Raw genomic sequence first — 14,780 nt, 5'->3', positions numbered from 1 at the left:
TCTATTACGGCACGCGTCGTCGGCCACCCATGGAAGACTGCACGTTCTGTCACATCGTCGAGGGAGACGAGTCCGCTCATCTCCTGTACGAGGGCGAGGAGGTAGTCGCCTTTCTCGACGCGAACCCGGCGGTCAGAGGGCACACGCTCGTCGTGCCGCGAGCGCACGTCGACGACGTGCTCCTCGCCGACGAGTCCACGGCGAGAGCGGTGTCCGAGACGGCGCGGGCCGTCGCGCTCGCGATGCGCGAAACGCTTCGCCCGGACGGGTTCAGCGTCTTCCACACGACCGGCGGGCTCGTCGGCAACGTCGAACACGCCCACCTGCACCTCCTGCCGCGGTTCGAGGGCGACGGACTCGGCCTCTCGCTGTCGCGGGAGCGCCTGGCGGACCACGACCCCGAACGGCTCGTCAGCAGGATCGGTGAGGGTCTCTAGCCGTCTGGCGTCGCTGGATGCTGGTCCCGAGCGACGAGGAGTGACTGCACGGACGGCCGGCGAATCCCGCTCGGTCACGACAGAACAGGCCAGTCGGGCCTCGGCGCTGATTTCTTCGAAGCAGGGGCTGGTAGGTCGAACGTGAGCAGTACTCGCTGGTCCGGGACAGTCGGAAAACGGAGTGGTACACGGCCGAAAATCGGCCGTGATACCGCCCTGAGTTGGTCCCCGCTGACGCTTCGGCCCTCCAAGACGAAGCGTCACCTGCACCTTCTCGACGGACCCGATTAAGTGTATCGCAAGATCCTGGACTGTGGGCCCCGTCGAAGTCTTCGTAGGGGCCGACGACAGGCGGGCGGATCTCGTCGGTGCGCTAGATCAGGAGCTGGATGTCGGCGTCGGCCATGTCCTGGATGGCGGTGGCGGCGCCGACGCCGGTGGTGACGCCGTCGTAGAAGTCGGCTTCGTCGTAGTCCATCAACTCGATGGTCATCTGGCAGGCCTGGAACTCCACGCCCATCTCGAGGGAGGTTTCGATGAGTTCTTCGATGGTGGCCGTCTCGTTGTCGTCGATCCGCTTTTCCATCAGTTTCGTCGTCACGCGGTCCATGCCGGGGAGCGCGCCGACGACGTTCGGGACGGGCATGTTGGGGTTGCCGACGGAACTGAGCTGGAGGTCCCTCGAGCGTTCCTCGTGGAGGATGTCGAGTCCCCAGAACGTGTGGAACACCGTGACTTCGTAGCCGAACGCGGCGGCCGTGCTCGCGAGGATCAGCGGCGGGTAGGCCATGTCGAGAGTGCCTTTCGTCGCGATGATCGACATCTTCTTGCCGTCGTCGTCGTCGCTGTCGGCGCTCACCGCGGCGAGTTGCTCCTCGAGTTCGTCGACGCGTGCGGCGAGTTCCGCGCGGGAGGGCGTCTCCTCGGCCGACCCGCTGGATGTGTCCGTACTCATGGTCACTCCGCCTTGCGGACGTAGTGCCTGTACACGCCGTCGCCCTCCTCTTGACTCAGCAGTTCGACACCGGCGGTGCCGTCCGCCCAGCCGGCGATGTCGCTCATGCTGCCGGAGTCGGTCGCCAGCACCTCGAGTACCTCGCCAGCGGCGAGGTCGTCGATGGCCGACTTGGTTTTCACGACCGGCATGGGGCACGATGCGCCTTTCACGTCCAGCGTCTCCGTAATATCGTATTTCGAACTCATTGGGTATCCGCTCCGTGTTCTATATTGGAGCTATAACACAATACTATGGAGCAGTGTAAAAGCGTATCGGTCGGTATCGGTCTCGGAATTAAGTGAGATTTGACTTTCTTATCGCACGTTCGCCGTGACTTGCCCCAGATATCCGCTCCTGCGGCACGGTCGCGTGCACGATACAGTATTGTGTAGTCTGGGAAAATCTATGCAAACCTTTTTGTAATTCTACCCGCTATCCTGGGGTGTACAACATGAACGCCGAAGACTTCCCGACGCCCGACGTCGACGTCGAGAGCATCGACCCGGAAACGCTGAAGGCCCGAATCGACGACGGCGAAGACGTCACGCTCCTCGACGCCCGGATGAGCGCGGACTACGAGGAGTGGCGGATCGACGGTGAGACTGTTACGTCGATCAACGTCCCGTACTTCCAGTTCCTCGAGGACGAGATCGACGACGCCGTCCTGGAACAGATCCCGGACGACCGCGAGGTCACGGTCCTCTGTGCGAAGGGCGGTGCGAGCGAGTTCGTCGCCGGTTCCCTGGCCGAGCGCGGCTACGACGTCCATCACCTCGAGGACGGCATGAACGGCTGGGCGAGCATCTACGAGGCCGTCGAGGTCACCGACTACGACGGCGCCGGCACGCTGCTGCAGTACCAGCGCCCCTCCTCGGGGTGTCTGGGCTACCTGCTCTACGACGACGGCGAAGCCGCCATCGTCGACCCGCTTCGAGCGTTCACCGACCGCTATCTGTCGGACGCTGCCGACCTCGGTGTCGACCTCGAGTACGCGCTCGACACGCACGTCCACGCCGACCACATCTCGGGCGTGCGCGACCTCGACGAGGAGGGCGTCGAGGGCGTGATCCCGGCGGCCGCCGTCGACCGCGGCGTCACCTACGCCGACGAACTGACGACTGCGGAAGACGGCGACACGTTCCAGGTCGGCAACGCAACCATCGAGGTCGTCTACACGCCCGGTCACACGACCGGGATGACCTCCTACCTGGTCGACGACAGCCTGCTCGCGACCGGCGACGGCCTGTTCGTCGAGAGCGTCGCTCGCCCCGACCTCGAAGAGGGCGACGAAGGCGCACCCGACGCCGCCCGCATGCTCTACGAATCGCTCCAGGAGCGCGTGCTCGCGCTCCCCGACGACACGCTCGTCGGCGGCGCCCACTACAGCGACGCCGCGGAACCGGCCGAGGACGGCACGTACACCGCGCCGATCGGGGGCCTCGTCGACGAGATGGACGCACTCACGATGCAGGCGGGCGACTTCGTCGACCTGATCCTCTCGGACATGCCGCCCCGTCCGTCCAACTACGAGGAGATCATCGCGACGAACCTCGGGCAGAACGCCGTCGACGACGACGAGGCGTTCACCCTGGAACTCGGCCCGAACAACTGCGCGGCGAGCCAGGAGTCGCTCGCGGGCGACTGACGACGTCGGTAGAAATCGATCCAGTCCCGGCCCGGGCAGCCGTCTCCTGGGTCGCCTTCGCGGTGACACTGCGTTTTCCATCGCCAGCGTCCCGAATTCTCGTGACGGTGGGAACCTGGGCAGGGTCGTTCGCCCGCTCGGTCTGGATTTTGCTTCGAGGCGGTCCGGTTCGAGGAGCGAGTGGCGACTCGGCCGACCACCGCGGGTCAGTCCGCAGTCTGTTCGCGTCTCTGTTGGCCGCCCACCCCCAGAGGGTCAGCTGTCGAGGTCGCGGTGACCAGTCGCAGGAACTGTCCCGCGTTCGTGAGCAGTTTGTTCTCTGCCTTTCGGAGGTGTTCCTCGTAGGTCGAGCGAGCGACGGCCGTCTGGTCGGCTAACTCCCGCAGCGACGTCTTCCGCGGTTGCTTGTAGTACCCGCGTTCCAGCGCTAACTGGAGTGCTGCTAACTGACGGTCGGTGATGTTCTCGAACAGGTGACTCGCCGGAGCGAGCATGCTGTGTGGGATCTGCGTGTCCGAGATCGAGGTCTTCGAGAGCAGTTCGATATCCCTGTCGGCCCGTAGATCACCGAGCAGTTCTCGAATGTCCGCATCGTCGAACGCGACCACCGTGTAGTGCTCCCAGCCCTGGCGGTAGATCGTCGGCGACTGATACAGACAGTTGTGGTTCTCGAAGCGGTCGATGATAGACGCGTCGAGCGAACAGAGACACGACTGCGTGACGACGTGGTATCCGTCGTCGTCCTCCGTCTCGTGGAGAATCGTCCCGATCTGACTGATATCCTCGAGCAGTTCGTCGGTCGGGGTCGCCTCCGAGGTGATCTCGAGCACCTGGCAGTCGCTCAGCGGCCACTCGCGTATCGTCAGATCCGGGTGCCGCTCCGAAATCTCCCGGTACGGGCACTCGTGTTTGACCCGGATCGAAGCTTCGTAGAGACTCATACGGACGACTTCGGTCCAGACGTGATTAACACTGCCGGTCATGTCCGGCAGTACCCGCTTACAACTACGCCTGCTATTCGAGGACATCGATGCAAGAGATACCGCCGGACGAACTGAGCGAACGGTTACAGGACGGCGATGGCGAGCCGCTCGTCCTCGATATTCGCCACCGAGAGGACTTCGAGGAGTGGCACGTCCCGGGGAGTCGCAACGTCGACGTCTACGACGAACTGACCAACGACCCGGAACGAGCCAAAGACGCCCTCTCTGAGCTCCCTCGTGACGAACAGGTGGTCACTGTCTGTGCCGCGGGCGTCGTCTCACAGACCGCGACCGACGTCCTCCGGGAGCTGGGCTACGATGCGGTGACCCTGACAGACGGGATGGAGGGCTGGAGCCGCGTCCACCGGCACGCAGAGGTCCCAGTCGACGTCGAGGGCGCGCTCGTCCAGGTCGCGCGTCCCGGGAAGGGCTGTCTCTCGCACGTCCTCGTCTCCGACGGTCACGCCGCCGTCTTCGACCCGTCGCACTACCTCGACGAGTACGAGGCAGTCCTCGACGAGTACGACGCCGAGCTCGTCGGCGTCTTCGACACGCACGCCCACGCGGACCACGTCTCGGGCGCTGCGGAACTCGCTGACCGTCACGACGTCCCGTACTACCTCCACCCGAAGGACGCACTCGCGCTCGACGCGACGCCGCTGGAGGACGGGACACTCCTGACCGTCGGTCGACTCGATATCGAGGTCGTCCACACCCCCGGTCACAGCGAGGGAAGCGTCTCGTTCGACGTCGGCGGTGCGGCGTTGCTCACGGGAGACACCCTGTTCCACGACAGCGTCGGCCGGGTCGAACTCGGCGTCGAAGCCGGCATCGAGGACTCCGACGTCGAGGGGAACGCCGCGACGCTCTACGAGAGCCTCCAGCGGCTACTGGACCGGTCGGACGACGCGGTCGTGCTGCCCGCACACGATCCGGGCTCGCCCGAACCGCCGGTGGCCGCGACTCTCGCGGAAGTCAGAGCCACCAACGCGGACCTCGGCCGCGACCGCGAGGCGTTCGTCGAGGAACTCGCGTCCGACATCCCGGACCACCCGCCGAACTTCGAGCGCGTCAAGCGCACGAACGTGGGCCAGGAGTCGGTTCCGGCGGACGAACTGGCCGAGCTGGAACTGGGGCCGAACAACTGTGCGGCCGAGTGAGTCATGAGGACGGCAACTGAACTCGAACAGGGAATCCGCGAACACCTCGGGCAGTTCTCGCTGCACGTCCTGCTCGTGTTCGCGACGGGGCTGACCATCGGGTCCGAACGCACCGTCGTCCCCGTTCTGGGAGAGGAGGTACTCGGCGTCAAGTCCTTCCTGGTTATCGGTTCGTTCGTCGTCTCGTTCGGGATCGTGAAGTCGATCCTCAACCTCTACGCCGGCAAGTGGGGCGAGGAGTACGGCCGCAAGCCAGTCCTCGTCGCCGGGTGGGCGACGGCGCTCCCCCTGCCGATCATCCTCATCTTCGCGCCCACCTGGGGCTGGATCACGGTCGGGAACGTCCTGCTGGGTATCAACCAGGCGTTGACCTGGAGTATGGCGATCAACGCGAAGATCGACCTTGCGGGCCCCGACCAGCGCGGCCTCGCGGTCGGCATCGACGAGTCGTTCGGGTACACCGGTGTCGCCGTCGGTGCCTGGATCACGGGCGTCATCGCTAGTCAGTGGAGCCTCCGGCCAGAGCCGTTCTACTTCCTCGCGATCGTCGTGGTGTTAGCGTTCCTCGTTTCGGTCTTCCTGATCAAGGAGACCGTTCAGTACGCGCAGGCCGAGGGTGACGACGACCACCACGACGCGAACCTCCCGTTCGACGAGGTGCTGAAACGGGCTACCTACGGCGACAAGACGCTGTTCGCCGCGGCGCAGGCCGGCCACATCGAGAACTTCGTCGACACGCTGTTCTGGATCGCCGTCCCGCTCTATCTGATAAGCCAGGGGCTCGACATCGCGGCGGTCGGGGTCGTGGTCGGCGTCCACAGCGCGATGTACTTCCTCCAGATCGCGACCGGTGGGCTCGCGGACCGGATCGGTCGCCGGGTCCCTGTTATAGTGGGGATGTTCCTGGCGGGAGCCGGGGTCCTCGGGATGGTACTGGTCGATAGCTACCTGCTGTGGGCCGTCCTCGCTGGCGTGTCCGGGCTCGGGATGGCGCTGCTGTACCCGAATCTGATGACAGTCCCCAGCGACGCGGCCCACCCGACGTGGCGCTCGGCGGGGATGGGCGTCTACCGGATGTGGCGCGACTCCGGGTACGCGGTTGGAGCGATCCTGATCGGCCTCTCGATGGAGTTCGTGAGCGCCGAAGCCGCCTTCTACATGACTGCCGGCCTGATGTTCGTCTCCGGCGCCGTGGTGTACCTCTGGATGGAGGAGACCCATCCCGAGTTCGGCACTCACGAGCCACCAGCGCCTGCGACGTCCGGGCCCGCAACGGTCACCCCGGAAGACTGACCAGCCGTGACGGTCCCCGCCTGCCGGCCTCGTCACGTGGGACGCCACGTGCGACCTGAGTGGGGGGCTGCGGCGGGCGCTGCCGGCGCTCGACCACAGCGTGACCGTCGTGCTGTCGTTGGTCTGCCCGGCTCAGACCGCCCGGGGCGGCGGGACGAGGAAGACGTTTCCCGTCGCCCGCGCGACGATCTCCTCCGAGACGCTGCCCAGCAAGAGCCGTCGGATGCGGCTTCGCCCCTTCGAACCGACGAGTATCGTCGACGGGGTCACTTCCGCTTCGACGGCGAGGATCTCGTCGGCGGGGTCGCCCTGCCGGACCTCGATCCGCGTCTCGATGTCCCAGTTCTCGAGCGTGCTCGCGTGCTCGGCCAGCCGCTCGCGCGGGTCGACGTCGGCGTCGGCGCCCTCGTCTTTCGGCGACCGGACGTGAACGAGTGTCGCCTCCTCGGTCGCGTGGCGGAGGTACGAGAACGCGTCGAACGCTCGGTCGGCGTGCTCCGAAAAGTCCGTCGCGAAGAGGATACGCCGAAAGAGGTGTTCGCGGAGGACGTCGGGTTCGTCCGTCGCCCGCTCGACGCGATTGACCAGTAGCGGAACGACGGTCGTCCGGGCGAGGTTGCGCGCGGTCGAGCCGATGATACGGTTCTCCAGCGGGCTCTGGCCCCGCGATCCGACGACCGAAACGTCCGCCTTGACGGTTTCGGCGATGCCGTTGATACGGCGATAGGGCGTCCCGCGGACGACGTGGGTCTCGACGTCGAACCCGGCGGCTTCTATCACGCTCCGGTATCGGTCCAGCCCCTGTCGGCGTCGCTCGTCGAAGTCGACGCCGGGCATCCCGGAGTGGACGTTCGCCGGAACGACAGTCACGAGATGGATCGTATCGACGCCGATACGGCCCAGACACGCGAGGCACGTCTCGTTCTGTATCGTCGCCTCACTGGCCGCCGAGAGGTCGGTCGCACACAGGGCCCTCATGTGGCTCGCTTCGTCGACCGACGACAACACGGTTTTGTTCGAAAGTTGAGTACTCCGCGCGCGACCGACGGGCTGGACTCGCACCGGCCGGGTCGAGGAGGCGACGAAGCGCGATACGTTCCGTGTACGTTATGGATAGTGCAGCGGGGGTTACTCGAATATAGTATTGTGCGCTAGTCCCAAAACCGTTATAGGCACGTATCGGGTAGGGGACGGTGAACAGAAATGTGCCAACACCGAAATTCCGAGTTCGAAGGCCCGAGTGAGAATCGATGGCAGGAGTAGGGATTCCCACGTGGGACCCGGAGACAGCCGTGCTCATCGGCACGATCCTGCTGGAAGCGATCGTGTTGTACGCGGGCTACGGTGGTCTCGAACGGCTCTTCGGGCCCTATCTCATGAGACTCCTGGTCGGAGGTGAAGAGAGTGCTCGATAGCCTGCTCGACGGGCTCGGGATCCTGGGGACGAGCCCCGAGATGCTGGTCCTGTTCGTCGGATTCGGGCTCGTCGTCGGCGTCCTGTTCGGATTCTTCGGCATGGGCGGGTCGTTCCTCGTTACCCCCGCCCTGCTCATGCTGGACTATCCGGCGCCCGTCGCGGTCGGCAGCGGGATGGCGTTCGTCTTCGGGACTGCCGTCATCGCGACCCTGAAACATCACGACCTCGGTCAGGTCGACTACAAGCTCGGCGTGATCATGATCACCGGGACGACCATCGGTATCGAGGTCGGACGCGCCAGCGTCTACTACCTCGAATCGCTGGGACTCGCCGGCGGTATCATCAGTATCGCCTACGTCGTCCTGCTCGGCGGCGTCGGAGCGATGGTCACCCGCGACGCCCTGAACGGCGACGGCGGCGGTGGCATCGACCACGAGGCGGCCGACAAGGACCTCAGCGAGTACGAGATTCCCGAGATCGCGAAGACGATCCAGCGGACGGTTCGGATCCCACCGATGGTGACGCTTCGCGGTGACGTCCGCGTCTCCGCGTGGGTCATCACGGCCGTCGCCTTCGCGACCGGCCTCCTGTCGGGCTTCCTCGGCGTCGGTGGCGGCTTTATCCGAATGCCCGCGATGATCTACGCGATCGGCGTCCCGGTACCCGTCGCCGTCGGGACGGACCTCTTCGAGATCGTCTTCTCCGGCGGTCTCGGGAGTTACCTCTACGGGCAGGGCGGCGGCGTCGACCTCGGTATCGTCGCTCCGCTGCTCTTCGGCAGCGCACTCGGCGCTCGCATCGGCTCCGCCGCGACCGCCGTCGTCGACGCCGACGGCATCAAGATCTACTTCGGCGGGATGCTACTGATCGGCGCCACCGCAGTGGGCGTCGGGGAGATCGGCTCCTACCTCGGTAACTCGACCCTCGAACTGCTCGGACTGGTGCTCGTCATCGGCGCGGCGGTCGTGGTCGCGTTCGCGATCGTGTATACGACGATCTCCTCGCTCCGTGTGACGCGTCGCAAGCAGACGTCCACCGCGGACTGATCCGGTTCCCTCACACCGCTACTCGCTTTCGTCTGGACGCGCGTCTATTCTGCCTGAGACCGCCGAGTTAGACGACACAGCGCGTGCGCGTTGTCACCGTTCCGACTAAGTCTGGTTCGTCGCAAAATTGTGTAACACGTACAATAGTGTGTTCTTGTCCGGTGTCTCCGTAGCACCGATACGAACGCCGGACCCGCTGCCCGAACAGCTCACTCGGGACGTGTTGCGAGGGGCTGTCGGAGTGGTTCCACGGTCTCGGGGAACTCGACGGGGGTGCTTCCGGGCGCTCGTCGAGGCCGGGGGCCACTGACCGTCGGCGAGATCGGCGACGTTGTCGAGTCCACCGACCGCCACCGTGCGCTACGGCATCCGCTGTCTCCCGTCGTTTCCGTAAGCTCGGCTCCCGATCCCCGGGAAGCGGCGTCGCGATGTGGCCACGGAATTCGTGCGCTACCCCCCGGTCGGGAGGATTGCAAAAGTGGTCGTGATTATCAGAGTAATCAAGACCAATCTCGCGCCCGGTCGATCCTCCGCTATTCGACCGTTTTAGACGCTTTGCCGTCTCGATATCGGGTTCGAGAGAGTTCATAAACCATATAAAGCGATATACAATTGCGGTGTTCGTGAAGTTGAGACTATGGCGGGTTTAGCGGGCCTGTGATGCGTGGTTTCGGCCGGTTCAATTAGTGGAGACTGACTCAGATTGCTCACCAAACGGCCCGTCTTGTTGAACTTACAACCATATACGCGAATTTCGGAGACGTCCGACAGCGTTGCCACTCAGACGCTGCGCTACCACGGGGAGAGCCCCATTACTATCCGATTCCGGTTTCCTTCTTCACCAGCGTCAGCGTGTTATCAGCCGTCACGATCGGCGAGTGTTCATACTCACCGTTCAACTCGACCTGCACGAGTAGATCGACCGCTCGCCAGATCGAGTACAGCAAACAGGCGAACGCGAAGTAGAAGAATCGCAGTCCAAAATTCTTCGAGGTCGTCGCCGCCATGAATCGTTTAATCGACTTGTAGCCGCTCTCGATCTCCCACCGATAGCCATACTCAGTGAGAAGGCCACTTCCTCGGTTCGTCATGAACACCGAATATTGCCGGTGGTCGTCGTGTTCGGAGTTCTCTTTCCGACGGTAGATCAGCGTCGTCGAGTGCCACTCGTTGTCGCCCAAGTGCAGTTTTCGATCAGTTTCGTAGCGATCCTTCCCTCGCTTGAGAAGGCGCTTGGCTTGGGCTTTCTCGCTGGTCTGCATCCGCTTTGGGACGACGTAGGAGAGCCCGCGCTGGCTGATCATCTCTAGGACGTGCTGACTGTCGAACTCCCTGTCCATCAGGACGTTATCGACGTGAACGAGGGTCTCTGCTGAGTCCAAGAGGTCCTCGACGATCTCCTTACGCGTATCGCCTTTGCGTACTGGCCGTGCGTCTAGCACGATTGGGACGGCATTCCCAACCAGCTGGACTGTCGCCCACTGGTAGGCGTACTCGTCGTTCTTCTCCTTCGTTCCGATAATCTCGTCCTCGTGGTCCGTCCTATCGCCCGTGAAGGGATCGTCCTCGGTGATGTCGATGGCAACGATACCTGCGCGGAAGAACTCCTCCGTCTCCGCGAGCTCGTTGATGAGTTGCCGGATTGCCTGTCGGTACATCTCACGAATCTGCTCGATAGGGAGATCACGAATCTGGTCACGATGACCATGCCCGAGTGGTGTTCGATCACGTGTCGACTCGTGGATGAAGCTGCGAGCGCCCTCGTTGGCGGCCAAGTTCTCACGGAGTCCTAAGTAGGTCTGTAAGCCCCAGTAGGCGTTCTCGGGAATCTCACAGCCCTCGCCACGGTTGAGCGAGAACGCGGGGGACACAACGCGACTGACGTGCTTGGTAATCGTCTCTGCCTTGTCGAGAATGGCCTGGTCGTCAGGGTTCGATTCAGCGGCATCGTGGCCTCGATGCGGGAGGTTTTGTTCTGGTTCGCGTGGTACGGCGACATCCGCGTTTTGCGCTTTGATGAGGATCGTTCGAGCCGCTTTCTGGACCGTCTCGCGGAGATCTCGCGTGAAGCGCTCGTTCCAGCTGCGCCACAGTGTCGATTGATCAGGCACCGTCCCCAACTCTAGGCGTCCGCAGAGTGCGGGGTGGCTATCGAGGTACTCGACGAGAGATGTTTCGTGCTTCCATCCGTGGAGTTCTTTCAGCACGAAGACGCGAAAGAGGGTATCCATCTCGTAGTGTGTCGAACTTCCGTAGCAGTCGTGGGCCTCGAAGCGGAAGTAGGCCAGAGGAATCGAGCAGACGAACTGTTCGAGTGAGTCATGGTCAGGGTGCGTAAACCAGACACTTGAGACGACTCGAACGTCCGATTCTACCCCGGCGAGCGAGGTTCGATCGTACAGCGGTGTCGAGTCATATGTGGGCCACTCGACGTGCTGCTGGTGTGCGATCCGACGAAAGACGCTGCGCCGAGACTCACAGGTTGGTGCCACTACGGGACGCTGGACATTTCACAGCCAAGAACTCGTTCTCTTCGACGGACAGTCAAGAGAGCAGACTACAGGTGGCCGTATCCCTTCCGTTCGAGTTCTGCTTCCAATTCGACGTGCATCGCTTCAACCGTCTCTTCACCGAAATGCTGTCCCGTCATGGCACCTGATATCTCTGCGATTTCAGCGTGCCACTCACGTACTGCGTCCGCAAGGGCCGCGAGGAGTTCTTTCTCCGTCTTGTCTACCCCATCGACTTCCTCAACGACCTGCCACCCCGGCTGGAAGTTTTCGAGGACGTATCCCCTCTCTTCGAACTGAATCGCGAACCGCTCGCAGACCGCCCCGAACCCCGTTTCAATACTGAGTAATGGAATGACGTGGACGATATCATCCCGTTTCTCCAACTCACGAAGATCCGCAACGGGGACAGCAGTTTCAGGGAGCACTGAATAGAGTGGGTCAGGGAGTGGCGAATCGATTTCAGCGGTTCCTGGCGCGTCGTACTGGTCGTCGATGGACTCGCCTTTCTCTTTCACGACCTCCGGTGGTTTGTCGCTCGGCTCATCACTGAGAACCTCCTTCAAGATGGCGTAGAACCGCCATTCATCGCCGTAGTCGTAGAGATAGCAGATTCGATCGTATTGTTCGAGACCGAGCTGGCGGGTCATCTCGCCGATCGTCACCTCACCGGCGTTCTCGATCCGCTCGGTACGCAATACCGGATCGCCACCAAGCGACTCCTCGTACTCTTGCGGGCACTGGTATTTGACGGCGCTGTCCCAGTAATCTTCACCCTCTCCGACGAACCAGAGGTGGCCCTGGTCAAGCCCGACTGCAGGGTTGATCGCCGACTGAAACTCGGTGATCGTTCTATCTGCGCCGACAACGATATCCCGCCACAGTGACGTCGGATCGGGGTCGAACTTGACGCGAAAGCGGTAGGCAGTCATCCTTGCATCTCCGTACCTGTGCGGAAACTGGTGAGATCGTCGATACGCTGTTCGAGCTCTTCGATCTCCGCTCGGAGCTGGTTCGCCTCATCGTCCTCGCTAGCAGCGAGTCGGTCCTTCAGCCCCTGGAGCCGGGATTCTTTCACATCTTCATCGACCTCCGCTTTGCGAACGTATTCGCTTTCTCCGACCTCGTACACATCGGAGTCGGAGAGCGTAGTGACTTCAAGTGCTTCATCGACTTTCGAGCGGTCGACGCTCAGTACACGCTCACGGTCGATGCCAGCGTTCTCGAGCCGTTCCAGCACCTTCTCGTCGTCTTTGAGCGAGCGATTGCGGCGACTCGTCCGTTGGACAGAGCCGTACTGCCCGGACACTGGGCGGTCGTGATGGAGTCGAGCGAGGAGGACATCCGCGACCTCCTGGCGGAAATCATTGGCATCTCGCTGCACATCCGAAAGCAGTGTGTAAAGATTCACCAACGCGTTCGTCTCTAGTTCAGGGAGATCTGTCACATCGTGACGTTCGAGTGCGTCGATGAGGAGGAGCGCGTCCGAGTAGACATCCAGTCCGTCGGGTTCTGTTCGTTCCTCGTCTGTGGGTTCCTGTTCCGCGCCCACCACCTGCGTCGCCGTCGCGACCTCTGATTGTGTGATGACGCCAGCGTCCTCATCAACCTCGAACCGTGGATGGACACTCAACACCGCAGGGTATGGAGCCGCATCCGCCGGGAGACGATCGAGGTCAAACCCATCAGGGGCGTCCTCGATTCGGCGATAGAGCGTTTCGAACTGATCGCGCTGGAGCGGCCGCGTCTCACCTTTGTCTTCGAAGTGAATGATGACGCGAGCTTCTTGTACGTCAGTAATACGAAATCGCTGATGCGAGAGCGGCGTGATGAGCGTCGCACTCTCGGGAAGATCGTCGAGTTCGTCGAGAAGCGTGTGCCAGCTGGCGGTGAAAGACATATGCTGTGGTTGTGCGTCATTCCGACTAAATCTTGTTCACAACGCGGCCACATGGGTGGTGTTCGTAACAGATAGTCTGATACGTGTTTCTTCGGAACTACCGATATGGCTGAGACGTACGCACTCCGTGTTCAGATCGAGTCACACGAGTACGATGGCGAGTTCTATCTCATCGGCGAAGGATACGGAACCCCAGCAGACGTGTTGGAGAACGTCGCTGCCGACCATCTCCTACGAATCGCGAATGCGCCACGTATCGAAGAATACCTGCTCGATGTGCTGAAGCACGAAGAGAATACAGGTGAAGCCGAGTATGAGGCGACAGACAGCAATGTCGAATGCTGGATTCACGTTGACGTCTCCTACCAGAGGTACGCCTTCGGTATCGGAGACAGGGTGTTTGAGTTCTCCGGCGAACCGACCAAAAGCGAAATTGTGTCGATTGTCACGCAACTCCAGTCGTAAGCTGTGGACTCTCGTTCAGGGATCGAAGTGGTAGATATAGGGGTGGTCAGCCTTCCCAGCGGGCATAATCTCTTCGAGTAGCTTGCGAACCTCGGATTCGGAGGGAGCACTAGTGATAATCCGATCGTCGTAGATCGCTACATAGGCATCGTTAAGTCCCAACTCGCGCAGTTCGCGACCCAAGCTTCGAGCTCGGGCCTTCCCCATCTCCTGGTGATAAATCCGCTCCAGTTCGTCGGTTTTCTCCCGCAACTGCTCGATCTTCGACGCATATCGCTCTCGGTTACGCTTGTTCTTCATGTAGAAGCGCAACTCCTCGGCGTCCGTCTTTTCGTCTTCCTCGGGTGCTGGAAGCAAGTCGATTATGCCGAAGCGATGTTTGGCCTCCTCGTACTCGTCGTCGATGTCAGTACTGAGCGAGCCCCCGAAAATGATATTCTTAACTCCGATCCACCCGTCGTAGACGATCTGATCCTCGAACGGTAGCAGAGCGACACTCGAAACCGGGACTGGAAGTGCGGATTCATCCCACAGGTCGGCGAATGGAAGCCGAGCCGGACAGACTGCGTAGGCTTGCGGCGGTTCTGTCCAATCGAGGAAGATCGCGTCGTCCTCGCGATAGCGGACGACGACGAACTCACCGGCGACAAAGTCAGTCCACGCTGCGACCTGCTCGAGATCAGCCTCCGACAGGTCAGCAGGGTTCTGTTCAACGAAGTCCTCTATCAGATCCGCCGTTGACTCGTTGTACAGCGTGTTTCGGAGCGGCAGAAGCTCGTCAGTATAGTGCTGTTCGAGATCAGCGACCGTTTCGATCTCTTCGATGACATCGAACCGATCGTTGACGTACACCAATAGGTGGGCGTACAGGTCAAGAAACCGTTGTTCACTCTCTTCGGACAGCCGTCTGTCGGCTTCACTCATTGG

15 protein-coding genes are annotated in these 14,780 nt (G+C 62.1%); 7 read left to right on the top strand and 8 right to left on the bottom strand.

Annotated features, from left to right (window positions below):
* Positions 1-29: 29 nt before the first annotated feature.
* Positions 30-437, top strand: a complete 408-nt coding sequence (locus D1409_RS18210; RefSeq protein WP_123538423.1) for an HIT family protein — start codon at positions 30-32, stop codon at positions 435-437.
* Between the two features lie 373 nt (positions 438-810).
* Here D1409_RS18210 and D1409_RS18205 read toward each other — a convergent pair whose 3' ends face one another.
* Complete coding sequence (locus D1409_RS18205; RefSeq protein WP_123538422.1) at positions 811-1,392, bottom strand: DsrE/DsrF/DrsH-like family protein; 582 nt, start codon at positions 1,390-1,392, stop codon at positions 811-813.
* Positions 1,393-1,394: 2 nt separating this feature from the next.
* Positions 1,395-1,640, bottom strand: a complete 246-nt coding sequence (locus tag D1409_RS18200; RefSeq protein WP_123538421.1) for a sulfurtransferase TusA family protein — start codon at positions 1,638-1,640, stop codon at positions 1,395-1,397.
* A gap of 245 nt (positions 1,641-1,885) precedes the next feature.
* Here D1409_RS18200 and D1409_RS18195 point away from each other — a divergent pair, with 245 nt between their 5' ends.
* On the top strand, positions 1,886-3,079 hold the full coding sequence (locus D1409_RS18195) for an MBL fold metallo-hydrolase (protein WP_123538574.1): 1,194 nt from the start codon (positions 1,886-1,888) through the stop codon (positions 3,077-3,079).
* A 206-nt stretch (positions 3,080-3,285) separates the two neighbouring features.
* On the opposite strand, the gene D1409_RS18190 is transcribed toward D1409_RS18195, so the two are convergent.
* Positions 3,286-4,020, bottom strand: coding sequence for a helix-turn-helix domain-containing protein (locus D1409_RS18190; RefSeq protein ID WP_123538420.1), 735 nt, complete (start codon positions 4,018-4,020; stop codon positions 3,286-3,288).
* Between the two features lie 89 nt (positions 4,021-4,109).
* Between D1409_RS18190 and D1409_RS18185 the strand changes: the two genes are divergently transcribed.
* Entirely contained in the window at positions 4,110-5,222 is a 1,113-nt protein-coding gene (locus D1409_RS18185; RefSeq protein ID WP_123538419.1) for an MBL fold metallo-hydrolase, read from the top strand.
* A gap of 3 nt (positions 5,223-5,225) precedes the next feature.
* Positions 5,226-6,515 (top strand): MFS transporter, encoded by a 1,290-nt coding sequence (locus D1409_RS18180; RefSeq protein WP_123538418.1) that lies wholly within the window; start codon positions 5,226-5,228, stop codon positions 6,513-6,515.
* A gap of 132 nt (positions 6,516-6,647) precedes the next feature.
* Here the strand turns inward: D1409_RS18180 and D1409_RS18175 are convergent, their stop codons facing one another.
* Positions 6,648-7,493, bottom strand: a complete 846-nt coding sequence (locus D1409_RS18175) for a universal stress protein (RefSeq protein ID WP_123538573.1) — start codon at positions 7,491-7,493, stop codon at positions 6,648-6,650.
* Positions 7,494-7,765: 272 nt separating this feature from the next.
* On the opposite strand from D1409_RS18175, the gene D1409_RS24720 reads away from it, so the two are divergent.
* Both D1409_RS24720 and D1409_RS18170 read left to right on the top strand, forming a co-directional pair.
* On the top strand, positions 7,766-7,930 hold the full coding sequence (locus D1409_RS24720; RefSeq protein ID WP_164471770.1) for a DUF7512 family protein: 165 nt from the start codon (positions 7,766-7,768) through the stop codon (positions 7,928-7,930).
* The gene (locus D1409_RS18170; protein WP_123538417.1) at positions 7,920-8,978 is read left to right on the top strand and encodes a sulfite exporter TauE/SafE family protein; all 1,059 of its coding nucleotides are present in this window, start codon (positions 7,920-7,922) and stop codon (positions 8,976-8,978) included. The genes D1409_RS24720 and D1409_RS18170 overlap by 11 nt, the downstream gene beginning before the upstream one ends.
* Before the next feature lie 815 nt (positions 8,979-9,793).
* Here the strand turns inward: D1409_RS18170 and D1409_RS18165 are convergent.
* The 3 genes from D1409_RS18165 to D1409_RS18155 all read right to left on the bottom strand — a co-directional run bounded on the left by D1409_RS18165 (position 9,794) and on the right by D1409_RS18155 (position 13,388).
* On the bottom strand, positions 9,794-11,470 hold the full coding sequence (locus D1409_RS18165; RefSeq protein WP_123538416.1) for a transposase: 1,677 nt from the start codon (positions 11,468-11,470) through the stop codon (positions 9,794-9,796).
* Positions 11,471-11,535: 65 nt separating this feature from the next.
* Positions 11,536-12,420: an IS1096 element passenger TnpR family protein gene (locus D1409_RS18160; RefSeq protein ID WP_123538415.1), complete on the bottom strand. Its 885-nt coding sequence runs from the start codon at positions 12,418-12,420 to the stop codon at positions 11,536-11,538.
* Positions 12,417-13,388, bottom strand: a complete 972-nt coding sequence (locus tag D1409_RS18155) for a hypothetical protein (protein ID WP_123538414.1) — start codon at positions 13,386-13,388, stop codon at positions 12,417-12,419. The genes D1409_RS18160 and D1409_RS18155 overlap by 4 nt, the downstream gene beginning before the upstream one ends.
* A gap of 105 nt (positions 13,389-13,493) precedes the next feature.
* On the opposite strand from D1409_RS18155, the gene D1409_RS18150 reads away from it, so the two are divergent.
* Positions 13,494-13,853: a hypothetical protein gene (locus D1409_RS18150; protein WP_123538413.1), complete on the top strand. Its 360-nt coding sequence runs from the start codon at positions 13,494-13,496 to the stop codon at positions 13,851-13,853.
* A gap of 15 nt (positions 13,854-13,868) precedes the next feature.
* On the opposite strand, the gene D1409_RS18145 is transcribed toward D1409_RS18150, so the two are convergent.
* Positions 13,869-14,777, bottom strand: a complete 909-nt coding sequence (locus D1409_RS18145) for a hypothetical protein (protein WP_123538412.1) — start codon at positions 14,775-14,777, stop codon at positions 13,869-13,871.
* Between the last annotated feature and the right edge of the window lie 3 nt (positions 14,778-14,780).

Origin of the sequence: Halosimplex salinum, from assembly GCF_003730195.1 — an archaeon.
GTDB lineage: Archaea > Halobacteriota > Halobacteria > Halobacteriales > Haloarculaceae > Halosimplex > Halosimplex salinum.
Note: the sequence above shows the minus strand (reverse complement) of the source record. Positions and strands in the feature narration are given on the sequence as shown.